24 protein-coding genes are annotated in these 26,238 nt (G+C 37.0%); 6 read left to right on the top strand and 18 right to left on the bottom strand.

The window, feature by feature from the left end:
- Positions 1–185: 185 nt before the first annotated feature.
- From JIV24_RS18570 to nusB, 8 genes are all read right to left on the bottom strand, one after another.
- Entirely contained in the window at positions 186–911 is a 726-nt protein-coding gene (locus JIV24_RS18570; protein ID WP_200466576.1) for a hypothetical protein, read from the bottom strand.
- Positions 912–1,024: 113 nt separating this feature from the next.
- Positions 1,025–1,447: a DUF5606 family protein gene (locus JIV24_RS18565; RefSeq protein WP_200466575.1), complete on the bottom strand. Its 423-nt coding sequence runs from the start codon at positions 1,445–1,447 to the stop codon at positions 1,025–1,027.
- 80 nt (positions 1,448–1,527) lie between these two features.
- The gene (locus tag JIV24_RS18560; protein ID WP_200466574.1) at positions 1,528–2,256 is read right to left on the bottom strand and encodes a TerB family tellurite resistance protein; all 729 of its coding nucleotides are present in this window, start codon (positions 2,254–2,256) and stop codon (positions 1,528–1,530) included.
- Positions 2,244–2,825 (bottom strand): dephospho-CoA kinase, encoded by a 582-nt coding sequence (gene coaE / locus JIV24_RS18555; RefSeq protein WP_200466573.1) that lies wholly within the window; start codon positions 2,823–2,825, stop codon positions 2,244–2,246. The genes JIV24_RS18560 and coaE overlap by 13 nt, the downstream gene beginning before the upstream one ends.
- The gene (locus JIV24_RS18550; protein WP_200466572.1) at positions 2,825–3,844 is read right to left on the bottom strand and encodes a CdaR family protein; all 1,020 of its coding nucleotides are present in this window, start codon (positions 3,842–3,844) and stop codon (positions 2,825–2,827) included. The genes coaE and JIV24_RS18550 overlap by 1 nt, the downstream gene beginning before the upstream one ends.
- 73 nt (positions 3,845–3,917) lie before the next feature.
- Complete coding sequence (gene yajC / locus JIV24_RS18545) at positions 3,918–4,244, bottom strand: preprotein translocase subunit YajC (RefSeq protein ID WP_200466571.1); 327 nt, start codon at positions 4,242–4,244, stop codon at positions 3,918–3,920.
- Positions 4,245–4,251: 7 nt separating this feature from the next.
- On the bottom strand, positions 4,252–4,659 hold the full coding sequence (locus tag JIV24_RS18540; RefSeq protein ID WP_200466570.1) for a DUF1573 domain-containing protein: 408 nt from the start codon (positions 4,657–4,659) through the stop codon (positions 4,252–4,254).
- Between the two features lies 1 nt (position 4,660).
- Entirely contained in the window at positions 4,661–5,602 is a 942-nt protein-coding gene (nusB, locus tag JIV24_RS18535; protein WP_200466569.1) for a transcription antitermination factor NusB, read from the bottom strand.
- A 400-nt stretch (positions 5,603–6,002) separates the two neighbouring features.
- Here nusB and JIV24_RS18530 point away from each other — a divergent pair, with 400 nt between their 5' ends.
- Positions 6,003–6,362 (top strand): DUF3276 family protein, encoded by a 360-nt coding sequence (locus JIV24_RS18530; protein WP_200466568.1) that lies wholly within the window; start codon positions 6,003–6,005, stop codon positions 6,360–6,362.
- Between the two features lie 46 nt (positions 6,363–6,408).
- On the opposite strand, the gene JIV24_RS18525 is transcribed toward JIV24_RS18530, so the two are convergent.
- Together JIV24_RS18525 and JIV24_RS18520 are read right to left on the bottom strand one after the other, a co-directional pair.
- Positions 6,409–6,714, bottom strand: a complete 306-nt coding sequence (locus JIV24_RS18525) for a thiamine-binding protein (protein WP_200466567.1) — start codon at positions 6,712–6,714, stop codon at positions 6,409–6,411.
- Positions 6,715–7,449 (bottom strand): hypothetical protein, encoded by a 735-nt coding sequence (locus tag JIV24_RS18520; protein WP_200466566.1) that lies wholly within the window; start codon positions 7,447–7,449, stop codon positions 6,715–6,717.
- A gap of 158 nt (positions 7,450–7,607) precedes the next feature.
- On the opposite strand from JIV24_RS18520, the gene feoB reads away from it, so the two are divergent.
- On the top strand, positions 7,608–10,103 hold the full coding sequence (gene feoB / locus JIV24_RS18515; RefSeq protein ID WP_200466565.1) for a ferrous iron transport protein B: 2,496 nt from the start codon (positions 7,608–7,610) through the stop codon (positions 10,101–10,103).
- A gap of 4 nt (positions 10,104–10,107) precedes the next feature.
- A complete protein-coding gene (locus JIV24_RS18510; RefSeq protein ID WP_200466564.1) occupies positions 10,108–10,296 on the top strand; it encodes a hypothetical protein in 189 nt (62 codons plus the stop codon).
- A 58-nt stretch (positions 10,297–10,354) separates the two neighbouring features.
- On the opposite strand, the gene JIV24_RS18505 is transcribed toward JIV24_RS18510, so the two are convergent.
- The 3 genes from JIV24_RS18505 to JIV24_RS18495 are packed head-to-tail and all read right to left on the bottom strand — an operon-like array spanning position 10,355 to position 13,604.
- Positions 10,355–11,806 (bottom strand): aminoacyl-histidine dipeptidase, encoded by a 1,452-nt coding sequence (locus JIV24_RS18505; RefSeq protein ID WP_200466563.1) that lies wholly within the window; start codon positions 11,804–11,806, stop codon positions 10,355–10,357.
- Between the two features lie 20 nt (positions 11,807–11,826).
- Entirely contained in the window at positions 11,827–12,720 is an 894-nt protein-coding gene (locus tag JIV24_RS18500; RefSeq protein ID WP_200466562.1) for a transglutaminase-like domain-containing protein, read from the bottom strand.
- A gap of 8 nt (positions 12,721–12,728) precedes the next feature.
- Positions 12,729–13,604: a nucleoside phosphorylase gene (locus JIV24_RS18495; protein WP_200466561.1), complete on the bottom strand. Its 876-nt coding sequence runs from the start codon at positions 13,602–13,604 to the stop codon at positions 12,729–12,731.
- 208 nt (positions 13,605–13,812) lie between these two features.
- Between JIV24_RS18495 and JIV24_RS18490 the strand changes: the two genes are divergently transcribed.
- On the top strand, positions 13,813–14,268 hold the full coding sequence (locus JIV24_RS18490; protein WP_200466560.1) for a DUF4293 domain-containing protein: 456 nt from the start codon (positions 13,813–13,815) through the stop codon (positions 14,266–14,268).
- Between the two features lie 92 nt (positions 14,269–14,360).
- Here the strand turns inward: JIV24_RS18490 and JIV24_RS18485 are convergent, their stop codons facing one another.
- The 4 genes from JIV24_RS18485 to JIV24_RS18470 form a co-directional block, all read right to left on the bottom strand.
- On the bottom strand, positions 14,361–15,044 hold the full coding sequence (locus JIV24_RS18485; RefSeq protein WP_353890333.1) for a DUF4249 domain-containing protein: 684 nt from the start codon (positions 15,042–15,044) through the stop codon (positions 14,361–14,363).
- A gap of 275 nt (positions 15,045–15,319) precedes the next feature.
- Positions 15,320–15,604: a cysteine-rich small domain-containing protein gene (locus tag JIV24_RS18480; RefSeq protein ID WP_200466559.1), complete on the bottom strand. Its 285-nt coding sequence runs from the start codon at positions 15,602–15,604 to the stop codon at positions 15,320–15,322.
- A 215-nt stretch (positions 15,605–15,819) separates the two neighbouring features.
- Complete coding sequence (odhB, locus tag JIV24_RS18475; protein ID WP_234445878.1) at positions 15,820–17,091, bottom strand: 2-oxoglutarate dehydrogenase complex dihydrolipoyllysine-residue succinyltransferase; 1,272 nt, start codon at positions 17,089–17,091, stop codon at positions 15,820–15,822.
- A gap of 91 nt (positions 17,092–17,182) precedes the next feature.
- Positions 17,183–20,005, bottom strand: coding sequence for a 2-oxoglutarate dehydrogenase E1 component (locus tag JIV24_RS18470; protein WP_200466558.1), 2,823 nt, complete (start codon positions 20,003–20,005; stop codon positions 17,183–17,185).
- Between the two features lie 267 nt (positions 20,006–20,272).
- On the opposite strand from JIV24_RS18470, the gene JIV24_RS18465 reads away from it, so the two are divergent.
- A complete protein-coding gene (locus JIV24_RS18465; protein ID WP_200466557.1) occupies positions 20,273–23,125 on the top strand; it encodes a PD-(D/E)XK nuclease family protein in 2,853 nt (950 codons plus the stop codon).
- A 55-nt stretch (positions 23,126–23,180) separates the two neighbouring features.
- Here JIV24_RS18465 and trmD read toward each other — a convergent pair whose 3' ends face one another.
- Positions 23,181–23,858: a tRNA (guanosine(37)-N1)-methyltransferase TrmD gene (gene trmD, locus JIV24_RS18460; protein ID WP_200466556.1), complete on the bottom strand. Its 678-nt coding sequence runs from the start codon at positions 23,856–23,858 to the stop codon at positions 23,181–23,183.
- Positions 23,859–24,078: 220 nt separating this feature from the next.
- Here trmD and JIV24_RS18455 point away from each other — a divergent pair, with 220 nt between their 5' ends.
- Positions 24,079–26,046 carry a DUF349 domain-containing protein gene (locus JIV24_RS18455; RefSeq protein WP_200466555.1) on the top strand — a complete coding sequence of 656 codons (1,968 nt, stop codon included), beginning with the start codon at positions 24,079–24,081 and terminating at the stop codon, positions 26,044–26,046.
- Positions 26,047–26,238: the final 192 nt, after the last annotated feature.

Below are 26,238 nucleotides of genomic sequence, written 5' to 3'. Positions count from 1 at the left end.
TGTTCTCAAAAGCGGGTGCAAAATAAGGAAGTATTTTTCGTATCTCCAAATTAAAAAACGAAAAATTTATGAGGCAGCTTGAAAGAGTATGGCTTAAGAATTGATTTGGTGGGGGTTGGTGGTGGAAAGTTTTTTATAAAAAAAAAGGCTCCAACTTGGGAGCCTTATAACAGTATGAATAATTTTTAAATTTTTGCGTCATATGTACGACCAGAACCTTCTCCACCCCATAATTTTTCAATATCTCTGGTATCAAATTGCCAACAAACTGATACATGAAACATTTGTGTTTTCCCATATCTAGAATAGTCATTTAAAGGGTTGTCTCCTTTTTTGAAATCAGAATTGAGAAAATCATCTAAATAATATCTAAACTTCACATTTAATCCTCGAGGAAATTGAACACCTGCAAAAACAGAAGGCAAAAAGAGATTTGTTCTATCACTAAACCATTCTGAGGTTTTATGCTTATCGCCATCCATCCAGTATTTATATTTATAATGAAAAAGCAATTCATACTCAGCCCCACCAAAAACATAAAAGTGATCGCGAAACGAACCAAGTTTTAGGGCCAATGGCAAGCCCAAAGTATATGAACGATGTTTTTCTTTTTCAACACCAAGGTCTAAAGCATCATCTTCGGTGATAAATCCAATATTTCGAATAGCTAAACCAGAGTATAGGCCGAGAGTATTTGTTAAATCTAAATGAACATATTGACCAACATGAAAGAAAACACTAAAACGGAGGTTATTGGAAATACTTTCCATAGTTCCTCCTCCGAGTGGTGCCTGTTCAACATCTGCCCAGCCAAATATCATCTCGCCACTAGTAACAGAATAAACACGTTGCTGTGCCTTAATTTGAACAAGCCCGATCACACAAAATACAACTAATAACAATTTCTTCATAGTTTATAATTTAAGGTTGATATTAATAACAAATATAAACAATTGAAACATACATAAACAAAAAGAGGTACTCAACAAGTGAATACCTCTTTCAATTTTATTTTTAACATTTACTATTCAGCTGATTCAGCTTCATCCTCATCTTCTTCGGTAGCATTAGGATCAAATAGTTCGTTTTCCATTAATAGATTGTACCAAGTCAGCACTTTCTTAATATCTGACACATAAACCCGATCTTTATCATACAATGGCAAAATCTCGGTGAAGTATGCCTTTAGCTCATTACCAGAACTTTTAGGAGCTATTGCCATACCACCATTTTCTTTCTCATAAATAGCTTTGAATACATCAAAAAGTTTAACATCCTCATCTTCGGTGTAAATTGATATATCTTCTAAGGCACTGATGCGTGAAGTAGCATAGGCAGGTATTCTTTTCCCATCGATTAGTGATTCAACAATAATTGAATTCTTAGCTTGAGAAACCAACTTAAATAATCCTCTCTGACCTGATATTGCTAATATTCCTTTTAACATTATTTCGTGTTTTATATTTCTTGCAAAAATAAAATTATAGCTGCTTAAAGCAAAAAGATTTTATTTAAAGTATCAGTTAATTACTTTAATCCTCTCTCCTTCTTAATTTGCATATAAGCATCATTAATCTTTTTAAACTGATATTCAGCATCTTTACGAATATCATCTCCCAAATGTGCCACTTTATCGGGATGAAAACGAACAGCCATCTTTTTGTAGGCTTTTTTTACTTCATCATCGGTAGCTTCTTTTGATACTTCCAAAGTTTTATATGCCGATGACGACGATTTAATAAACATTGAACTAACTGAATCGAAATCCTGATTTGATATTCCTAAACCAGAAGCAATATGGTGTAAAAAGCGTTGTTCATCTGCAGTTACCTTACCATCAGCCAGTGCTATGCCAAATAACAAGTGCATCAATTGCACTTTAGACGAATAGTTAATATTACGATGCGCCTGGTGAAGCACATCATCAACCGAAATATCCTGATTTAAGATATCACGCAACATAATTAGTGCCTTGCCAGCCTCAACTTCACCAAAAGTGGCGACCAAACTTCTTTTCACATAATCCAATTCCGACTTTAACACTCTACCATCAGCCTTCATAACTGCGGCAACCAAAATTAGTAAAGTAGCCAAAAAACCACTTCGAGCCTGTTGTTGAGATGTTTGCTTTTTACCATTCACAAAAGATGCCTGTTCTTCTGACAGATGACCAAACACCAATCCCATTATTGCTCCAATTGGTCCTATTGTCCACCAACCAATACTTGCCCCTAAAAAAGAACCTAATAATCCCATCCTAAATCTTTTAAAATCTTAAAAACCTGTGGCATGACCAGATGTTTTCCATCGCATTTAATGATGTAATCTGTGAGTTGGATTTTCGCTTCATCAGTCCATTGCCTACTTATCCTAATCTTTACTTCATCTTCACTAAAGCCATCGCGTTTCATCACCCTATTAGTACGAATTGCCAGCGGAGCAGTCACCAAAATATTCTTATCAAATTTTTTATAGCTTCCGTTTTCGAATAAAATTGCAGCCTCCTGAAAAACAATGGAAGAATTTATATCATCAACCCACTTTGAAAAATGCTTGGAAACTACCGGATGAACAATTTGATTAAGCCGACTTAACAAACCTGAATTATTGAACACTTTATTCGCCACAAAAGGCCTGTTATAGCCATGTTTAGTATATGCCTCATCCCCTAATAATTCAATAATTGCTCTGCGAATTGAGTCATCAGAATTTATTAACATTTTCGCCTCAACATCGGCTTCGTATACTGGCAAGCCCAGTTGTCGTAGAAGCATAGCAACTGTTGACTTACCGCTTCCTATACCACCAGTTAATCCAACAATCATCAATTGTGCTCCTTTCTTTCAAGCAGGTATTCGACAAACATGGGCTGATATGTCATATTATGAACTTCGCTTGGTGAATCATTTATCTTTACCTTTAATCTTCGTGGCAGATTATTTAAGTCAATATTTGAGAAATCGATACTAGCCTTGAAATCCAATGTTGAAAACAACGGACGACTTAATCCAATATGGTAAGAAATATTCACAGCAGAAGGGAATGATTTAAGCTCAATATCATCAGGTAAATTAATTGCTTCAATTGGCACCGAAATACTTGCCTCCGTAAAAGGCTCTACTGGAATGGTTACTACTACACGTTTAGTTTTTAACTCAATTTGCTCCCCCTTATCAAGTAATACATTCCGGGTTATCGTGTCTGAAAGGTTTTCATAAACCAAGGCTTTTGTATAAATCGCATCTAATGAATCCAACACCTCCTCGGCTCCAGAAACCATAACCGAATCGGGCAATATGCTTATTGGACCCGACAACTGGCATTGTTCTTCATAGGTGACACTCGCATTTACCCTTACAGGTAACATTTTTGACTTCTTTTGTTTTACAGGAACAAACAATGTATCAGGTGAAATATTTACTAACTCAAGCCCCACCGCCAGTTTACCTTCAATTAATTTAAAGTATTCTTTAGAATTTAAGTATGCACCGTTAACATCATTTACTTTAATGCGTCGAAGATTGGTAATGTCGATTGCCTCGGCCGAAAAGCGTTGACTTAGATGATAGGGAAGAATTTTGAAACCGCCGCCTTTTATCTTAAGCGTCAAATCACGCTTAAGGCTACCTGATACGATTTCATCATCCTGCACGTTAACAAACTTAACAGGAAATTTTACTTCAGTGGTATAATCGTCTTTCTGCAGGGCATTCAATACCCAAAAGCAGGCTGCCAAAAACAGGAAAACCAAAAAGATAAGCGCATTTCCATCTTCGCGTACCTCCTTGGTTTTACCTTTTATAAGTTTTAAGTATTTATCAAAAAGTGTTTTTGCCTTATCCATAGTTTACTAATCAGATTATCACAAAAGTAAATAATCTTTACTAGAAAACGATGCAACTACTCACTTCCTGTTCTTACTTATTAGCTGAAACATCGGACATATCCATTACAATGGCCGACTTATCCATTTTTACTTTAACGCCATCAGCAATTTCAACAACAACATGCTGTTCTTTAATTTCTGATACTTTACCATAAATACCACCTGTTGTGATCACTTTATCACCTTTCTTTAATGCCTCACGGTATTTGCGCAATTCCTTCTGACGCTTCATCTGAGGACGAATCATAAAGAAGTAAAATACAATGATGATAAGTACATATGGTGCAAATGACATTAATGGATTTCCACCTTCAGCAGCCTGTGGAGGCATACTTAAAAATACATTTAATAAATTCATGATATAATTATTTTTTCGATTTAATATTAGTCCAAACCAGTAGTTCGTGTTTCTTTATTGAATCATTGGCATGAATAACAACCTGCTTTACCTGCCTGCCATGCCATCCATTTGTATCAAAAACCACTTCGATAAACGTTGTGTCATTGGGCTTAATAGGTTGTTGCTTATAAATAACATCGGTACAACCACACCCTTTTTCTACTTTTTGAATTACAACTGGATATTTCCCCTCATTAATAACCTTAAAGCGATGACCAACAACATCACCATGATTGAGTTCTCCAAAACTATGAGACAACTCAACAAACTTCAGCTTACCTTTTCCTTTAATACTTGCGGATTGTTTATTATCATTTAGATTACAGCCAGCAATAATTGTTAATAATAACAGGCAAGATAAGCGAACAGACATATTATTTGTTGACTTTACCTGGCTTATTAATTACTTTTTCGTCAATTAAATGCTCCGTTATTTTATCAAGCACTCCATTGATAAACACACCGCTCTTGTTTGTTGAATAGAACTTTGCAATTTCAATGTATTCATTTAAAGATACATTAATTGGTATGTTCTTAAACTCAACAATTTCAGCGATTGCAACTTGCATAAGCACCACATCTAAATAAGCAACACGATCGAAATCCCAGTTTTTAGTAAATTTCTGTATCAAGTTCATGTTATCAGTCTGATTTACCAGGGTTTTTCGGCATAATCGCTGAACAAAATCGCGGTCTTCATCATCTTTAAACTCAGGAAGCAATGCTTCGCTTGATTCATTTTCTTGTTTAAACCCTTTAATGGTTTTAACAACCATTGATATTACGAATTCTATTTCATCGTTCCAATAAACACTTTGCTCTTCAAACATTGTGTATAAACTCTCGAATGGTGCAATTACCTTTTCAAGTAGTTTAGCCGCGAATCGCTTATCAGCCTCATAATCGCCAGCTTCAGTAGACATATACTCTGTGTATAAAGCTGACTCACTAACGATATTAAATAAAGCTTTAATGGTTTCGGGATGATCAGCCCAGGGAGTTCCGTTTTTAGTGTTATATGCTAAAAGAGATTCGTTATTGGCCAATTGAACTAAAAAGCCATTATCAACAAATCGCATATTAGGATTTAAATCTTCTTCTGACGGACGTTTCTTTTGTTTGCGCAGCTCAATTCTGTTTTCTGCAAAATTCTTTAGTTCAAGCATCAATAGCAAGAACGCGTGATACATCTCATGAGATTTTGCAATGCTATGAAATAGCTCATTTTCTGTTTGTTGTATAGACACCTCACCCTTCTGGTGATGTGCATAAGCCATTTGCACAACTTTAACTCGTAACAATCTTCTACTTAACATCCTTAAAGAACTTTTTTACTAATTATAATGCAAAAGTAGCTTTTTTTTTAATTGCATCAAGTGCTTTTAAAAAGAGTTGCACCTTAAGTTTGCATGAATTTCATAACATCATCAAAATCACCATTATTTTTTAATTAAGGCCATTTAATAATCCTCAGAAAAATTGAGTGGATTCACCAACAATATTGATAAAAACAGTTAAATCACTAATGTATTTTAAGAATTATATTAAATATCTGATCTTCTCTCAATTAGCATTAACTTATAAAAGTTAGAAGATAACAGAGTATGTTTCTTTATCTGAAAAACATCAAAAAATTGTAAAAAAAAGATTGGTAAATCAGTAAATATTTATCATTTTTGAAGCACACAAGCTGTTTCCAAAACAATAAAGAAAACAATGGAAGGATTTGAAAAAAAAGATGGTTTTGAAAAGAATGACAGAGATGAAATCTTTTCAAAGGCTATAAGAGCAGGAAAAAGAACTTACTTTTTTGATGTAAAAGCCACAAGAAAAAACGATTACTATCTAACAATTACAGAAAGTAAAAAGCGCTACGATCAAGATGGTAAGTACCACTTTGAGAAACACAAAATTTTCTTGTATAAAGAAGATTTTGAAAAGTTCGTTAATGGGCTACAGGAAACAGTTGGTTTCATTCAAGAAAATCAAACAATTGAAAACACAGGTGAAGTAAGTGAACCCAAAGCTGTAACGGCAGAATATACAAGTGTAGAATTTGAAGATTTACATGAGTAAATCTTATTTCTTAAGATATATAAAAGGTTGCTCAGGCAACCTTTTTTTATTTCTCATATTTCCCCACCTTATCTTCAATCAGTACAGCATTTGATTTATGTGATTGAATTTTTAGATTGCACAAAAGTTTTTCGGCTCCACTCGTAAAGCAAACCTCCTGAACCTTCTTAACTAATTCCATTACTTCGTCGTATTTTCCTTCTACAACCGTTTCAAACGGTGTTACTTTGTAGGTTAACCCAGACTTCTGAATCAATTCTATAGCCGCGTCTACCATATCGTACATGTCATGCTTATCTGACATGGGTAAAACCTGTATAGCTACATTTACTATATTATTTGCAATACTCATCTACTTCGAACTTTTTTTCTTATTCTTATTAACTAATCCCTCAATATCATTGGCTGATAGCTTTTTAACATTGGTCACCAACACAGATGGATTTAAAAAATTACCAATCTCATTACATTGCTTTACAATTCCCGACAAAACCTTCTTTAATGGTATTTCAATTGGAACAAGAGCCGAAATTGTTACATAACACCCCTTAATAGTCAAGTCTTCCAATTCTGCCGCCACTTTTTTAAATGTATAATCTACTTCACTTTTAATCAGCTCTCCCTGGTATTCCGAAAAGGCTTGGTAATCATGGGTAAACAAAACGATAAAATACCTTAACAAGTGCCCTCTTCCACCTAAGCCTGTTGATATAAATAGGGGTTTTTCATCTAACAGTGCACTTTGTATTAACATCTTACTTTCCTGAAAAGCCAGAATAGACCAATCAGTCAATTCAATTGCAGCTTCCTGCTTGTATTTTTCTAATGTTCGATATGCTTCTACATCATCAATTGATGCTAACTGACATAGCAACTCTTTCTTTTGTTCAACACAAACGGAAGCTTCAAACAGTTGTTCTTTTTTACTTAAAACATCCGCTTTTATCAATTCTTGCTTTTGCTTTTTACTTTCCTTAAAATACTCAGCCTGCAACTTTACATCAATAGCCTCTTCGAGAATTGATATATTCCCAGAGTACTTTTTTAGTACTTGATCTAACTTTGTATTACCATTTATTTCATTCATACCCCATAGTAAACGCGTATCATCATAAAAAGTTATAAGACCGTACCTTTTTAATTTTTAATAAAATTCAAAATCACTACTTTTAGCTATTGTAGTATCAAGCATTCAAATGTACATTTGTGAGTTGCAAAAAATGCGACTATTCAATACACTTTCAAATGAATTTATCTGAATTAAGCAATGGAAAAGAAGGCGTTATCGTAAAGGTCAAAGGTCATGGAGCCTTTCGGAAACGCATAACAGAAATGGGCTTTATCAAAGGTAAGAAGATTACCGTTGTTAAAAATGCACCATTGAAGGATCCCATTGAGTACCAAATATTAGATTACAAAATTTCATTACGCCGGAGCGAAGCCAAATTAATTGAAGTTGTCACTGTTGAAGAAGCAAAAGACCTTGAGGACATAAGCTATCAGGGAACCTTTTCGGATGATATATTAAAGCAAACAGCCAATAAAAAGCATCGAATTATTAATATTGCATTGGTTGGTAACCCTAATTGTGGTAAAACAACGTTATTTAATTATGCCAGTGGAGCCAAAGAACATGTCGGTAACTACAGTGGAGTAACAGTCGATTCAAAGGCTGCGACTTTTCATCATAATGGCTATCAGTTTAATATCATCGATTTACCTGGTACTTATAGCATATCAGCCTATTCTCCTGAAGAAACATTTGTAAGGGAACACATTACCAACGAAACACCAGATATTGTTGTTAACGTACTGGATAGCTCCAATTTAGAACGAAACCTTTATCTCACAACACAACTCATTGATTTAGATATCAAAGTAGTTGTTGCTCTCAATATGTTTGATGAGATGCAGAATAGAGGTGACAAACTCGATTACGACCAACTTGGCGGTATGTTAGGTATTCCTTTTATACCCACAGTTAGCTCGAGGGGTAAAGGGATAGTTGAATTGTTTGATAAGCTGATTGATGTTTATGAAGATCGCGACCCTATTGTACGCCACATTCATGTTAATTATGGTGATTTATTAGAAAAAGCTATTGAAAAGCTTGATACACTTTTTTCGGAAGTTGGCGATATTGCCAATCGAATATCCCCACGTTATCTCGCCATTAAAGCATTAGAGAAAGATAGCCAACTGCTGGAATATCTACAGGGCAATCAGGCTCTTTATGCCCCTATTTTGGAAGAAATTGAGAATCTGACAAGAAAAATTGAAAAACAATCTCAGGAAGATTCTGAATCTACTTTTACTGACTCACGTTATGGCTTTGTAGCAGGTGCATTAAAAGAAACATATACCGAAAATCCTCAAACACGTCGCAGACGAACAGATAGTATCGACTCAATTATTACTCACCGTCTTTTTGGATTTCCAATATTCATTTTCTTTATGTGGCTCATGTTTCAAACCACCTTTAAGCTAGGTGAATATCCAATGAACTGGATTGAAGCAGGAGTTGGTTACCTGGCCGATTTTGTAAGTGCAATTATGCCCGATGGCTCTTTTAAACATTTATTGGTTGATGGTGTCATTGGTGGCGTTGGTGGTGTAATCGTATTCTTGCCCAACATTCTTATTTTGTTCTTCTTTATTTCTTTTATGGAAGACACCGGGTATATGGCCCGGGCAGCTTTTATTATGGATAAGCTGATGCATAAAATGGGATTGCATGGCAAGTCTTTTATACCACTCGTAATGGGATTTGGTTGTAATGTACCAGCTGTTATGGCAACACGTACCATCGAAAATCGCAACAACCGGCTACTCACGATGTTGATTAATCCATTTATGTCATGTAGTGCCCGATTACCGGTTTATATCTTAATCATTGGCGCCATCTTCCCCGAGAACGCTGGCACAATGCTTTTTGCGATTTATGGTGTAGGTATTCTGTTGGCCGTATTGATAGCTCGTATTTTTAAGCGATTTATCTTTAAGCACGATGAAGTTCCATTTGTAATGGAGTTACCTCCTTATCGTATCCCAACATTAAAGAATACGATACGTCATATGTGGCATAAAGGTGCTGAGTACTTAAAAAAGATGGGTGGAATAATATTAGTGGCTTCCATTATCATTTGGTTTCTGAGTTACTTTCCGCAGAATGTTGAATATTCAGAAGATTTTGATGCAAAAATTGAACAACTAAATTCTAAATATGCTTCATTATCGAGTGAAGCTCCAGAAGAATTAAAGCAAACATATATTGAAGCTCTCCAGTTCAAAACCGATTCTATTGAGTTATTGAAAAAAGGCGAATACCAGAGCAATACATACATTGGGCAACTCGGAAAATCCATTGAACCAGTTATTAAACCTTTGGGATTTGATTGGAAAATGGGTGTTAGCCTTATTACAGGAATTGCTGCCAAAGAAATTGTTATTAGCACCATGGCCGTCATTTATCACTCCGATGATGATTCAGAGGAATCGAAACAGCTCATCACTCAAATTCGTGATGAAAAGTATGCCGATGGCACACCTGTTTTTAATAAAATTACAGCTTTTGGCTTTATGATATTCATACTGATTTACTTCCCATGTGTGGCGGTTATAGCAGCTATTAAAAAGGAAGCAGCCTCGTGGAAATGGGCATTATTTACCATTGGATATACTACAGGCCTGGCTTGGATTTTGGCATTTGCAGTGAACCAGATTGGTCATATGTTGTTTTAAAGTTATGATACAAGATATACTGACATATTTAGCAGTTGCCTGGGCTTTTTATCAGGTCATCATGTTCTTTGTGCGCATATTTAAACCTGCGCCAGGAAAAAGTGCCTGCAGTAGTGGAGCTTGCGCCTGTGAAGCTAAATCAGAGCTGTTTACGGCTATAAAAGGAGGGAAATATCCAACTTTAATCGAATGACAAATTTATGTTACTCAAAATATCAAAAAAGCCGGAGATTATCCGGCTTTTTCTTTTCTTACGATATTCTATCAAGTACATCAATCAGGTGTTTCCAGAACTTCTGTACAGTTTCAATTTCAATTCGTTCGTCGGGTGAATGTGCTCCTCTAATGGTTGGTCCAAAAGAAATCATATCCATATTTGGATACTTTTCAAGAAACAAACCACATTCAAGGCCAGCGTGAATAGCCCTAACAACCGGATCTGTTCCAAATAATTCTTTATACGAATCACGGGTAATCTTCAATATTTCCGAATCAGTATTTGGAGCCCAGCCCGGATATCCATCAGAATTAATTACCTCGGCTCCTGCCAGTTTAAAAACCGACTCAACCATGTTGGCAATATCTTCTTTAGCACTCTCAACAGAGCTACGCTGGCTGGTAGTCACAAACACATGATCATCCTTCATTTTGACAGAAGCCAAATTGGTAGATGTTTCAACCAAGCCATCAATTTCACGACTCATTTCAATAACACCATGCGGACAAGCATATAAGCCATTCAACAAATTTAGCTGACTCTCTTCATCCATTACAAATTCAGGCAAATCTACCGATTCAAGCTTCATGCGCAATTCTGGCTCAGTTGCTTTCAACTCCATTTGCACATCATGAAACAACATATTGTAGGCTACGCGTACCTGTTCTTTGTTCGAATTTGGCACAACAGCAATAGCAGTGGCTTCGCGAGCTATTGCATTACGCAGGTTACCGCCATCAAATGAAACCAAGCGTAAATCATATTTCTTGCTGGCTTCCCATAAAAAGCGATTAACAATTTTATTGGCATTACCTAAGCCTTTGTGAATATCATCACCGGAATGCCCACCTTTTAGCCCTGAAACAGTTACTTTAAATGCAAAACCTCCCTCTGAAGGAGCTTCTTTCTTAAAAGGAAATTTAGCAAGCGTATCCACACCTCCTGCACAACCAATAAACAATTCACCGTCATCCTCCGAATCCAGATTTAGAAGAATACTTGATTCAAAAAAACCTTCTTTCAATTCAAAGGCTCCTGTTAAGCCTGTTTCTTCATCAACAGTGAATAAACATTCGATTGGTCCATGCTCTATATCATCTGCTAATAATAAAGCCATTTGAGCTGCCATACCAATACCGTCATCGGCACCAAGTGTGGTTCCATCAGCCCTTACCCAATCCCCATCAATAACCGGAATAATTGGATCATTATCGAAATCGTGCTTTTTGTCGCTATTCTTTTCACAAACCATATCGATATGCGATTGTAAAACAACCGACTTCACCTGCTCACGTCCTTCAGTAGCCGGCTTTTTAATCAATACATTACCGATGTGATCCTTTTTTGCCTCCAACCCATTGTCTTCGGCAAATTTTAAAAGAAATGCTATAATTTTCTCTTCCTTTTTTGAAGGACGAGGTACTTGGCAAATGGATTCAAAATGCCTCCATACCTCACGAGGTTGTAGTTCTGATAATTTGTTCATTATCTTATCTTCAGTTAGAATTATTCAATTGGGTGTTGGTTTGCTTCATCAAATAACGCTAAAATCTTTTGAATCTCCTCTTTTTTTCCCTCTTCGCCTTTGCTATCATATCCAAATCTCAGATTATTTAGCATTCGTTTAATAATGGTTACGTTATCACATGGCAAGTAATACTCCTCTTTTGGTTGCAACTTTTGCTGCTTAATGAAATACTCAATTTCTTTTCGACCGAGTACAGCACCTTTATTAATTGGGTTGATGTAAAATAACACAGCAGCTTCATCTTTAATTTGCTCATTATCACTAATGGCCGACTCATCTACAAAAGCAAGAATGAAGTTTTTAGGCAAGTTAACACCAAACACAGGCATGCCTAACTCACGGCACAATATGGAATATATAACCGAAACAGATAATGGGTTTCCTTTATGAGTCTTCAGTACTTCTTTAATATAATTGTTCTCAGGTGCCAAATATTTACTGGTATTACGCGAGAACTTATGCACATCAAATAAAACATGATTAACGATGCGTATTTTTTCCAATGAGGTTAAGTGCTCGTTCATCTCAAGCCAAATATCCTTTCTTAATTCAGACAGTTGCTCTTTTAAATGGATGATACTTACATCAGGATATTGATACTTACAAACCAGGTAAGCACCATACAATAAATCCTGGTTAGGTGATTTTAACCAATTCTTAAGTTCGGCATGCGTGTCGTTAAGCTGGATAGAGTGAATAATGTTTTCGACGCGCTCCTGAAAGATGTTATCAAAAGAGGTTTCCCATGCCTTTTCCAATTCGGGCACTATTTCTATGGGCTCCTTTAGCAAAACACTTTCAACAGATGCATACACCTCATCATTAGGATCATCTAACAATGTTATCAGCGCTTTTATTTTCTCTCTATCCATACTTCTAACTATTTAGTTAATCCTCTCAACACATGCTCAACCAGTTTTTTCATTACAGGCTTGTAATCTTTGCTGGCTGTACCAGCTAATCTATTAGCAATTATTACGCAAACTGTTGCAGCCTTATGTTCTAACAATGCCGATAAGCCATAGATAGCCGAACATTCCATTTCGTAATTAGTTACACGATGATTATCATATCGAAATGCTGTAATTTTGTCGTTGATATTGGCATCGGCAATTGGCAGACGCAGCTCACGCCCTTGTGGCCCATAAAAACCAGGAGCCGAAATCGTTACTCCTTTTATTACATTTTCACCAACCAGCTTTGAAAGTAAATCGGGCGCTGCATCAACTACGTAAGGTGCTGTTAATAATGGATTCCAATTTAATGACTTTGTAAATGCCTGTTCAAAATCATCATCAACCACCTTATTACGACCTGCATAAAAGTTGATTAAACCATCAAAACCAATGGCCTTTTCACTTAACAGCCAACAATCTACTGGTAAATCTTTTTGCAGGGCACCTGAAGTCCCTATTCGAACAAAATTAAGAGCTGTATGCTGCTCTTTAATCGTTCTTGTTTCAAAATCGATATTAACCAGAGCATCCAACTCATTAACTACGATATCAATATTGTCCGTTCCAATTCCTGTTGCTACAACTGTTAATCTTTTGCCGTTTAAAGTACCAGTGCAAGATACAAATTCGCGATTCGATTTTTTTAGTTCAATGGTGTCAAAAAAAGAGCTAATTAACTCTACACGCCCCGGATCACCAACTAAAATAATATTCTCAGCAATATCTTCAGGCTTCAGATGTAAGTGAAATACACTTCCATCCGGATTTATAATAAGTTCAGATTCTTCTATTCTTCGCATGTGAAATTTATTTGAAGTCAAATTAGTGATTTTTTGATATAAAAAGCAATGTGTATTTACATTTTTACGTAAACCTGCACTTTTTAATTCTAGAGCCACAAACGATTGTAATCAATAATACGATTCATACAAAATCACCTTTTACTTCATCGGGTATTTACAATAAATATGTAAATTCGCGACTTACAATGAATCAAAACGATTAACGATGATACAGAGAATTCAAACGGTATATTTATTACTTAGCGCTCTTTTAATGGGTAGCTTGTTCTTTTTCCCATTTGCTCAAATCGAGACTGAAACAAATGAAGTATATAGCTTCACTTACAGAGGATTAACGAATACTGATGGCGAGACAATTATTCCAACACTGGCTTTGGCAATATTATTAACGGTAGCTACATTCGTTTCTTTTATTAGCATTTTTGTGTACAAAAAACGCGTACTTCAGATTCGTTTGTGCGGGTTAAATATGGCACTACTACTAGGCTCTACAGGGATGATTTACTTTTTGGGAACTCAGCTAATTGATGACCTAACTGGTGTTTTAAACTATAAAATCACAACTGCGTTTCCGGTGATTGCAATGATTCTTACTTTCTTAGCTTTAAGAGCTGTTGCCAAAGATATTGCACTTTTAAAATCGATGGATAGAATTCGATAAATTAAGATAGAATATAAAAGTACAGCCCCTTAGTTTAATTACTGAGGGGCTTTTTTATTATGCACCAAGAAATTTCGAGAAGATAATCCGGTCTAACGCCCAATACCACCCTGAATATTGGTATGTGTTTTTTGATCGACAAAAGAAAAAGGGCTACTTTGACTTAGATGGTCAATATAAATTCCATTTAAAACACGATAAGCTTCCTCATCTATTAGCGAAATTTTGACCAAAACGGTATCCGAAATAGCAAACTCATCGGATAAAATATTGCGTTCCGAATCGATATTATAAATATTTAAAGGATCGGATTGATTGCTTCGTTTTATCTGAAAAGTGTGGTACTCCCCATTAAAAAGCCGGTCGCTACGTAAAGGATTATCAGTAGGATGAAAACGTGTATCAAAATGCTTGACATTAATATGCGAATAGTAATAGTTTTCATTTAAAACATCATCATTCACACTTGCGTTAATTATCATTGATGTATCAGAAACAGCTTCACAATTAACCCCCACAACCTCTGGTAACGAAGGAATTGACGCAGTTGCTGTCACACGTATATTTTTATAAAGAACCTCTAAGTGATAGGTTTCGTTCTCCTCACCTTTCATTGTTATTGTTTTATATACAAAAGGTGGAAAAAAATCATCTTGTTTTGATAATGTGAGCACCTCTGATTCACCTTTACCATTCGTAATAGTCACTTTAGCATAATTCAGAAATGTACTTCGTATGGAAGCTGAATCATAATCAGTCATAAATGGAGAACTCATGGTAAGCAGAACATTGGCCCAAGTACCTTTTTCAATCCATCCATCAACCACAATTTTGGACTCATAATCTATCTGCTCAATTTCAATCTCTTTTGAACAAGAAGCTAGTAATACGATGACTAATAATAAAACATGGCGTATAATTAAAACTTAAATCGCCAACTAACCGATGGCATTATTGGAAATAAAGATACCTGCTTGGCTTTGATACTTAATTCATAATCCTTTTGTCCTCCTTCAACCTGATAATAGATGTAATAAGGATTCCCAGCATTCTATTTGACTGATTCCTTTTGGCTACCAATTTCAATCACTAACTTCATTTTACTCATTACATATTCATAAGCTCCTTTTGAATGAGGTATCAAACAATCACTGCAATCTTTCACGTTGTTGGTATATTTGAAATTACCACCACATTTATCTTTTAACATGTATAGGGGACAAAAGCAAAACAGGCAGTTAAATTCAGCTTTGTCTTTTGTTTTGTGACATGGGAAGTATTCGCACTTTGTATTTTGAACGAATTTATAATTACTGGTTTGCTTTGTATTAATCATGCTACTTTATTGAAATTACAGACGGTAAAATTAAACTAATTGCTAAGAATATTTCATTTTAAAACAAACCATTCATAAAAAACCTAAGCTCCTATTTTTGATAGTTTACGCTTCTCTATTTTACAATCTTCTGTGAGAATGATTTAGATAATAGTAAATAAAAAAGCCGCTCTGACACAGAATCAAAACGGCCTATAATTTATCTATACTTTTATCTATAATCCCAAAACAGCTTGCTCTGGGTCGAATCCTCCAGCTAATAATTTTGCCGGATCTTCAATCATTTCTTTCACTTTCACAAGAAAACCTACTGAATCTTTTCCATCAATAATGCGATGATCGTATGACAGCGCGAGGTACATTATTGGTCGGATTTCAACCTTACCATGCACAGCCACCGGGCGCTCTACAATATTATGCATTCCCATAATGGCCGATTGTGGGGGGTTGATTATTGGTGTGCTTAACATCGAGCCAAAAACACCGCCATTGGTTACAGTAAAAGTTCCACCGGTCATTTCATCCAAACCAATTTTTCCTTTACGGGCTTTTTCAGCCAAAGCCTTTAATGATGATTCAATACCATCTAAACTTTGTGTTTCAACGTTTCGAATCACTGGCACCATCAAACCTTTAGGCGTTTGAACAGCCACTGATACATCATGATATTCCGGCATTACAATTTCGTCACCATCCATCATGGCATTCACCATTGGGTGATGCTTTAAGGCCAATGATGCGGCTTTAATAAAGAAAGACATAAAACCCAGCTTTACACCATGTTTATCAATGAACCTGGCCTGGTATTTCTTGCGCAAATTCATTACAGCAGACATATCTACTTCATTAAAAGTAGTTAGCATCGCTGTTTCATTTTTAACCGACACCAAACGCTGACTTAGCTTTTTGCGCAGCATGGTCATCTTTTGGCGTTCTGCTTCACGGCTGCCATTGTTATCAATAAAAGCCGATGTCGACGCAGGTGCAGTCTTTTCTTCAACTGGCATATTTTTAACCATCTCCACCTCTTTGGTCGAGATACGTCTTAAACCATTAATCACCTGTTCAACATCAAGGTTAGCATCTTCCATTACCTTTTTAGCTAATGGAGAAACCTTGGCATCCGGATACGTATCTGACTGACTATTAGCAGTTGATTTTTCATTTCCAGCAATAGCTTTTGACACCTCTTCAGGCTTATTTTCTTCAACCGGTGTACCCTCAGTTTTTGGTGAAGGAACTTCATTTGCAAAATCAGTATCCACAGAACAAGCAACTGCTCCCACAGCAATTGTTTCTCCACCCTCAACCATAATTTTAATTTTACCCGATTCGGTTGCAAGTAATGACAAGGTGGCCTTATCCGATTCTATTTCTGCTATTTCCTGGTCTTTCTCTACAATGTCACTATCTGACACCATCCAGCTGGCTAATTCAACTTCTGTAATGGATTCTCCAGGGGTTGGAACTTTTATTTCAACAATCATGTTTATCTTTTTTAAGTCCGAAGTCATTAGCTGGATGTCCGAAGACCTGATTACTTCCACTGACTACTGACAATTCACTACTGACTAATTCTTATATCGAAAACCTTGGTTTTTCTTCAAAATATTTGTGTTGCTTCAAAATTTCCGTTCGTGATTTTCCTTCAACACACTGCAAGCCGCAATACTTTAACTGACGCTCACAATGGCAAGCCTTAAATACCTTATTAACGATTTCATTCTGACCAATCACGTGCAATCCATTTAAACCTGTGGCCGGACTTCCACTTGCAATTCGTGCAACAGGTATGATTTCAACATCAGGCATTTTGCTACGAATATAATTCCAGGCACCCATATTCTCTGGTTCTTCCTGAACCCATAAATGCAACATGGCATTGCTGTATTTTTTCAATATGGCATCTACTTGCTCTTCAGGAAATGGATGCATCTGCTCCATACGAACCAGAGCCACATCGCGCGCATCAAGCTCCTCTTTACGAGCCAATAAATCATAGTAGATTTTACCAGTGCAGAACACCACGCGCTTCACATCATTCACATCCACGTTATTATCATCAATAATTTCCTTAAAACCTCCTTGTTCGAAGTCTGATATCGATGACACACATTTAGGATGACGCAACAAGCTCTTTGGTGTAAACACCACTAACGGGATTCTGAAATCACGTTTTAACTGGCGTCGCATCACATGGAAAAAGTTCGCCGGAGTGGTACAATTAACAACTTGCATATTGTTACGTGCCGCTAACGATAAAAAGCGTTCTACCCGCGCACTTGAATGCTCAGGCCCCTGCCCTTCAAAACCATGTGGTAATAGTAATACCAAGCCATTCATTAAGCCCCATTTTTCTTCGGCCGATGAAATATACTGGTCTATTATTACTTGAGCAACATTATAGAAATCACCAAATTGAGCCTCCCAAATGGTTAAGCCTTCAGGCTTTGCTAAAGCATAACCATATTCAAAACCCATTACTCCATACTCTGATAATAATGAATTGAATACTTTGAAAGTAGCCTGATCAGGCGTAATATGCTGCAAAGGTCGATAACGCTTATCAGTATCTTCAATGGTTAAGGCGGCATGACGATGCGCAAAAGTGCCACGTTCAGCATCCTGCCCACTCAGCCTTACAGGATGACCTTCAGAAACCAACGACGCATAAGCCAACTGCTCACCTAAAGCCCAGTCTAAGCGATCATTCTTAACCATCTCCTTTCGATCATTTACAATCTTATGAAGCTTCTTAAAGAACTTTTTATCCTCTGGTAAATGATTTATTCGTTCCAACAAATGAAGCAAATCATTCTTCTTAACAGATGTATCGGGCGAATTAACAAAATCCTTCGACTCAGAGTGGCGATAAGCTTTCCAGTCGTCGTTCAGAAAACGTTGAATAACCACCTTTTTGATTTTTCTTGAAGCTTCCAACTCCTCTTCCAATAACTGGTTAAAATTGGTTTCTTCTTTCTTCGCATCTTCTTTTGAAACGACCTGTTCTGCCTCAAGTTTAAGCTTATAAATATCGCGCGGATTTTTATGACGGGCAATTTCTTTATATAAAATAGGCTGTGTAAAACGAGGCTCATCACCTTCGTTATGACCATATTTTCGATAAGATAACAGGTCGATGAACACATCCGAATTGAAGCGCTGACGATACTCCATCGCCAATTCAATAGTATAGACCAAGGCCTCTACATCGTCGCCATTAACATGAAAAACCGGTGAACGCGTTACTTTACCCACATCGGTACAATAGGTAGATGAACGCCCTTCGAGGTAATTCGTCGTGAATCCGACCTGGTTGTTTATGACAATATGAATGGTTCCTCCGGTTTTATAACCGCGTAACTGCGCCATCTGTACCACTTCATAGGCCACACCCTGTCCTGCGATGGCGGCATCACCATGGATTACAATAGGCACCACTTTATCGAAGTCTTTTCCGTATTTATGATCTATTTTCGAACGGGAAATACCTTCTATAATAGGAGCTACCGTTTCGAGGTGAGATGGGTTTGGCGCCAGATTAACGCGTACTTTTTTACCATTGTTCGTCTCAATATCACTGCAGTAACCTAAATGGTATTTAACATCACCCAGTGAAATCCCATCTTCATATTCATCACCAACAAACTCTTTAAAAACATTTTTAAACGGTTTCTGAAGGATATTAGTCATAACATTTAAGCGACCGCGATGGGCCATTCCAATAACCACTTCCTCAGCACCTAATTCAGCACCCTTATTAATTAAGGCATGCAAACCAGGAATCAGCGTTTCTGAACCTTCTAAAGAAAAACGTTTTTGTCCAACAAATTTCTTGTGAATAAAGCTTTCGAAGCCTACTGCTGTATTAAGTTGATTAAAAATAAGCCGTTTCTTTTCTGGCGAAAAATCAGGTGTATTTTTAACGCTCTCCATTCGGCTTTTCATCCAACTCAAAATCTCCGGATGTCTAATATACAGATATTCAACAGCTACTGACTGACAATAGGTCTGCTGAAGATGTGCAATAATATCTTTTAGACTAGCAGAGCCAATGCCGAGTTCATTACCGGCCTGAAAAACGGTGTCTAAATCTTTATCAGACAGCTCAAAATTTTCAACATCCAGTGTTGGATAATATTTACGACGCGTACGAACCGGGTTTGTTTTGGTAAACAGATGTCCACGTTGACGATAGCCATGAATCAGATTTAAAACATGAAATTCTTTGTCGACAAAACCAGAAGTACTTGCTTGATGGTAGTTTTCAAGTGCAAAATCAAAACCCTGAAAAAACTTTTGATATGACTCCTCAACAGAGTCTGGGTCTTGTTTATATTGTTGGTAAAGTTCGTCTATTGAACTTATTTCACTATTGCCCAGAAATGAGAATTTATCCATAAAACTGTATTAGTTTCGGTTCTATTTTGTGTTTCTTTCCTTTTTTAACAAATAACTGAGATTAAAGTTAAAATATTTTTAAGCTCGAGCACCTATTGTAAAACAGGTTTTTGAATAATTCTAATACTTGGTTATTAATTGGAAAATACTATAGGCAGGCTCAGCTATACGCTTACTTATAATGATAGAGAATAAAAAACTTTGCTTGTAAAGCTTCGGTCTTCGGACTTCAATTACTTATATTTGTTATCACATTAAATTCACCACATGACATCCGGTTTTCTTAATTCCATAGCCACTTATTATTATCAAAATTCAAAAGATGAACTGGCCGATTATTGCTTTGTATTTCCAAGCCAACGAGCTGGCATCTTCTTTACCAACCATCTGCGACAGCTGGTAGATGCTCCTGCATGGGCTCCGGAAATAATGACCATCAGCGATTTTTTCGCTTCGCTTTCTAAACCAATAGTGGCTGATAATATCACGCTTCTTTTTCAACTGCACCAGGTATATAACCAGGTTAGTGGTAAAGACACCAGCTTTGATGAGTTTTTGCCATGGGGCGAACTGTTCTTGGGTGATTTTGATGATATTGATAAGTATCTGGTTGATGTTGACCAATTGTTTTCAAACTTGATTTCATACAAAGAACTGGATGATGATTACAGCCATTTGAATGAAAAACAACTGGATGCCATCAAAACTTTTTGGGGCGCTTTTAAAGCCGAGCAACTCTCCTCACACCAATCACAATTTCTTGAAAATTGGGAACACATTCCTAAAGTATATAAAGCTTTTAAGGATAAACTGACGGTGCAATCTCTGGCTTTTGAAGGCATGGTTTATCGTGATATTGCCGAGCGTATTAAAAGCGAAACACACCTGGATATCAAGTGGAAAAAAATCGTTTTTGTTGGATTAAATGCCTTAACGCCAGCTGAGCGTAAACTAATGGATAATCTCAAAAAGAGGCAATTAGCTGAGTTCTTCTGGGATTTTTCACCTTGGATGCAAGAAAAAGAAGGCGAAATTATGCCAACACGCGGACCTGGTTTGTTTTTAAACGAAAATAAATTACACTACCCATCACCAAAAGATTTTATAATACCGCTTAACGAAACAGGCCCTGAGATAAGCATCACAGCAGTTGCTAACCCAACCGAACAATTAAAGTCGGTCTATACATTTTTAAAAAATGAATATGAAAGTGACCTGAAGACCGCCATTGTGCTGGCCGACGAAACCATGCTCATGCCTGCATTGCATGGCATACCTGAGAATGTTGACCGTGTAAATGTTACCATGGGTTATCCGCTTAACAACACCCCCATTTTTGGTTTGGTCAATCTACTGTTTGAAATGCAGCGCAACGCCCGAACTGGAAAGGATGGTTCCTGGTTATATCATCGTCATGTTTTACCAATCCTGCAGCACCAGTATATTGCCTTATTGGCTGAAGATGATTGTAGACAATTGCATAAGAAACTGGTTAAGGGAAATGTCATTTTTGTAAAAGCTAAGGAGCTACAAAGCAATGCACTTTTCAAGTTGATTTTCAGCAAGGTTAATAATGGTTCTGAGCTGGCTTCTTACCTCACTGATATACTAATAAAAATATATGAGCTCCTACAACCACAGGAAGATAAATTATTGGAGCGGGAATTTGTCTTTGCTTTACACAAAAGCATTGTGCGCCTGCAGGATTTGTTGGAGCAAAATCAACAAGCAGATATAACTCCTGAAACATGGATTAAATTGTATAAAAAGCTGGCCGATTTTCAAACAGTACCTTTCAAAGGTGAACCTCTGGCCGGGCTTCAGGTAATGGGGATTCTGGAAACGCGAGCTTTAGATTTTGATAAACTGATTATTCTCGATTTAAACGAAGGCGTATTTCCGAAAACATCGGCGCCCAATACTTTTATACCGGCTACTCTGCGGGCCGGCTTTGAACTGCCAACCATTGAGTTTCAGGACACTATTTTCTCCTATTATTTCTTCCGTTTGATACATCGTGCTAAAAAGGTAGAGCTACTATACTCAACCGGTGCACAAGGAATGAAATCGAATGAGATGAGTCGCTACCTCTACCAGCTTAAGTATGAATTTAATGCAAAAGTTCAATCTCAAACATCATCTGGGAACGTTTCATTACTAAGTCCACCTGATCCTGTGGCTAAAAAAACGGAAGCCATCATGCAGGAGCTTGAAAAGTACAAGCATGGTAATGACAAATTTCTTTCACCTAGTGCCTTGTCGGTATATATCGAATGCCCCATGCGCTTTTATTACCAAAAAGTAGCAGGTATCAAGGAGCCAGATGAAATCACCGAAGAAGCAGATGCACGCATTTTTGGACTGATCTTTCACGATGTGGTGGAAAACCTGTACAAACCACTAATTGGCAAAGAAGTGGAGGCTGCCAACATCGATAGCTGGATAAAAAACAAAAAGCTCATTGATACTCTTATCCGCGAGGGCTTTAATAAGCATCTGACCGATTACGAAAAAGGCAAAAGCACCTTTACTGAGATACATGGTAAAAATGTGATGGTGTTTGAAGTGATTCGACGTTACTTGTTGCAATTTCTAAAACTTGAAAAAGCACGAGCGCCTTTTACAATTGTGAACCTCGAACCAAAAGTAGAGCACAGCTACATCAGTAATCATCTTCAATTGAATATTGGTGGTTATATCGACCGACTGGAAAGTAAAGACGGCATATTGCGCGTGATGGATTACAAAACCGGAACAGGTGATGCCACGATAAGTTCAATAGCTGATTTGTTTAATACAGATAAGCATAAAAAGAATAAAGCCACTTTTCAAACCCTTTTGTATTCATTGATTTTAGAGGAAACAGCTTATGAAAATACGCCCATTCAGCCAGGTGTCATATGGGTGCGTGATGTTTTCAAGAAGAGTTACGACACCCAGTTGTTTATAAAAGAAGGAAAAGAAAAACAGCCTATTTTACTGCAGCCAGTACGAGATGAATTTAAAGCCGGATTAGACCAATTATTCGAAGAGCTGTTCAACCCTGAAATCCCCTTTCAGCCTGTTGAAAATATTGATAAGTGCCGTTTTTGTACTTATAAGGCTTTGTGTAATCGTTAGCATTCATATACTTCTAGAACACTTTTCTGTATACTTTAGAAGTTGAAATACGTGCCTACTCTTCCAGCAAATCCGGTCGTATCTTCCTGGTACGTTCATAGGCCTGTTGCTCGCGCCACTGGTCAATCATGGCCTGATTACCACTCAACAATACATCAGGCACCTTCCAACCATTATAATCGGCTGGTCGGGTGTAGACAGGAGGTGACAGTAAATCATCCTGAAAGCTATCGGTTAAAGCTGATGTTTCATCAGACATCACACCGGGGATTAAACGGATAATAGCATCAGACACTACAGCCGCTGCTAACTCCCCACCGGTCAATACATAATCGCCAATGGAAATTTCCATGGTCACATAGTTATCTCTTATTCGTTGATCAACGCCCTTATAATGACCACACAAAATAATAATGTTCTCGCTTAACGAAAGCGTATTGGCTATACGTTGCTCAAAGCGTTGCCCATCAGGTGTCATGTAAATAACATGGTCGTATTTACGTTCGCCTTTTAGCTTTTCAATCAGGTCGGCTATCGGCTGAATCGTCATTACCATACCCGCACCACCACCAAAAGCATAGTCATCTACCTTTTTGTGCTTATCCAATGTATAATCTCTGATATCGTGAAAATACATTTCCACCAGGCCTTTATCAACAGCTCGTTTCATAATCGACTGTGTTAATGGACCTTCAAACATCTCTGGAAATAAGGTTAATATATCTATGCGCATCTTGATTTTTCTATTTACGGCAAAGATAGAAAAATGAAGACCGAAGACCGAAGCTTTAGGTCTGAAGTTTCTATTCTACTTGGCACTTTGCACGAATCACTGAGCACAGTCCTCTTTTTAAGCGTAAAAATTTGCCTATTGCCCGATTTCCAATATATTCGTAAAATAAATTGATGTTAAGAACCATAATCTCTTAACTAAGAAAACGAACTCAAAGCTTATGGAAGCACAAGACCTAAACAAACCAACCGAAAATGGTACAGGTTTGAATTCAGACAATCAAGCTGAAAATACGCCTGAAAGCAACACACCCGAAAACGAGGTGCCTACTCCTGCGGATGAAGTAACCGCTGAAGAAAAAGAAACGACCGAGAACAATTCAAAAGAAACTACTGAAACACCTGAAGCTTCAGCTGATGTTGAGGCAAATGAAGTTGAAGAGGCTAAAGAAGAAGAGGCACAACCTGCATTGGAGCCTGTTGACCATATCATGCTAAGCAAAGAAGAATTGGTTAAGCGCTTAAAGGTTGTTTTAAAAGATTTTCCGGTTGAAAATATTAAAGAAGAAGTAGAAGCTATTAAGTCCGCTTTCTACAAAAAGCATTCAGCTGAAGTAGAAGACTTAAAGCGTAAATTTATCGAGTCAGGTGAAAAAGAAGAAGATTTTTCGGCACCTGTTGATACGAATGAGATAGATTTAAAAGCCTCTTTGAAAGAGTTTAAAGAACGCCGGACTGAGTTTAATAAGCGTCTGGAAGAAGAAAAAGCAACTAACCTGGAAGCTAAACTAAGTGTCATTGAAGGCATTAAAGAGCTGATTAACGGTCAGGAATCATTAAACGAAACCTTCCAGCATTTTAGAGAGTTACAAGATAAATGGCGTAGCATTGGTGTGATACCGCAAAATCGTGTTCACGACCTTTGGGAAACCTATAACCATACGATAGAAAGCTTTTACAGCTATATTAAAATCAATAAAGAATTGCGCGACCTGGACTTGAAAAAGAACATGGAAGCCAAAATTGGTTTATGCGAAAAGGCCGAAAAACTATTACTGGAACCTACCATTGTTAAGGCGTTTAAAACCTTACAAAAGTACCATGAGCAATGGCGCGAGATAGGTCCTGTTCCGCGAGAGCAAAAAGAAGATTTATGGACACGCTTTAAAGAAGCAACGTCTAAAATTAATAAGCGCCATCAAGAATATTTCGAAGGCTTAAAAGACCAGTTACAAAAAAATCTGGAAGCCAAAACAGAGCTTTGTGAAAAAGCCGAGGTTCTTTCAGCCCTAGAGTTACATTCTCCTAAAGAATGGGAAGCGAAAAGCAAAGAACTAATTGAGTTACAAACCATTTGGAAAACAATTGGTTTTGCGCCTAAAAAAGATAATAATAAAATATACGAACGCTTCCGTTCGGCTTGCGACAATTTCTTTAATAACAAGCGCCAGTTCTTTAAATCATATAAGTCTGAACAATCACAAAACCTACAGTTAAAAACTGATTTGTGCGTTCAGGCCGAAAGCATGAAGGAAAGCACTGACTGGAAACGCACGACCGACGAATTCATTAAGATTCAGAAGAAATGGAAAGAAATTGGTCCTGTACCTCGCAAACAATCAGATGCCATCTGGAAACGATTCCGCACAGCATGTGATGCTTTCTTTGAGCACAAGAACAAATTCTTCAGCAAGAAAGACGAATCACAGGATGAAAACCTGAAATTAAAAGAGGCATTGATTGAAGAAGTTAAAAACTTCGAACCAAGTGATAATGCCGAAGACAACTTCCAGAAATTACAGGCCTTCCAGCATCGTTGGAATGAAATCGGACACGTACCAATTAAAGAAAAAGACCGCGTAAATCAGGAATTCCGTGCGTTAATCAATCAGTATTTTGACAATCTTAACCTGAATGAATTTGAGAAGAATGTTGAGAAATTCAGAAACAAGATTGAAAGCTATAAAACAGAGCATGCAAACGATCGCTTAACGCAGGAACGTAATAAAATCATCAATAAACTTAAGCAGCTTGAAAATGATATTACTGTTTGGGAAAACAACATCGGTTTCTTCGCTAAATCGAAAAAATCAGAAGCATTGGTTCGTGATTTTCAACATAAAATTGAGACAGGTCGACGCAATATCAAGCTATTAAATAAAAAGCTTGATATGCTTGAAGATATGTAATTTAGACACAAGACATTAGACTTAAGATGCAAGATTGATTTTCATCTTGACAAAAATACTTTAAAAAGGCCAGCGCAATGCTGGCCTTATTTTTTAATCCCTTTACATTTGCCATGTATAGGCCTCCGCAATGACGTATAGTTTGTTATGATAAAACTTTGAAGTTTTGTATCCATATTTTCAATAAAAAGG

This window comes from Carboxylicivirga marina (assembly GCF_016612505.1).
GTDB classification, from domain to species: Bacteria; Bacteroidota; Bacteroidia; order Bacteroidales; family Marinilabiliaceae; genus Carboxylicivirga; species Carboxylicivirga marina.
Note: the sequence above shows the minus strand (reverse complement) of the source record. Positions and strands in the feature narration are given on the sequence as shown.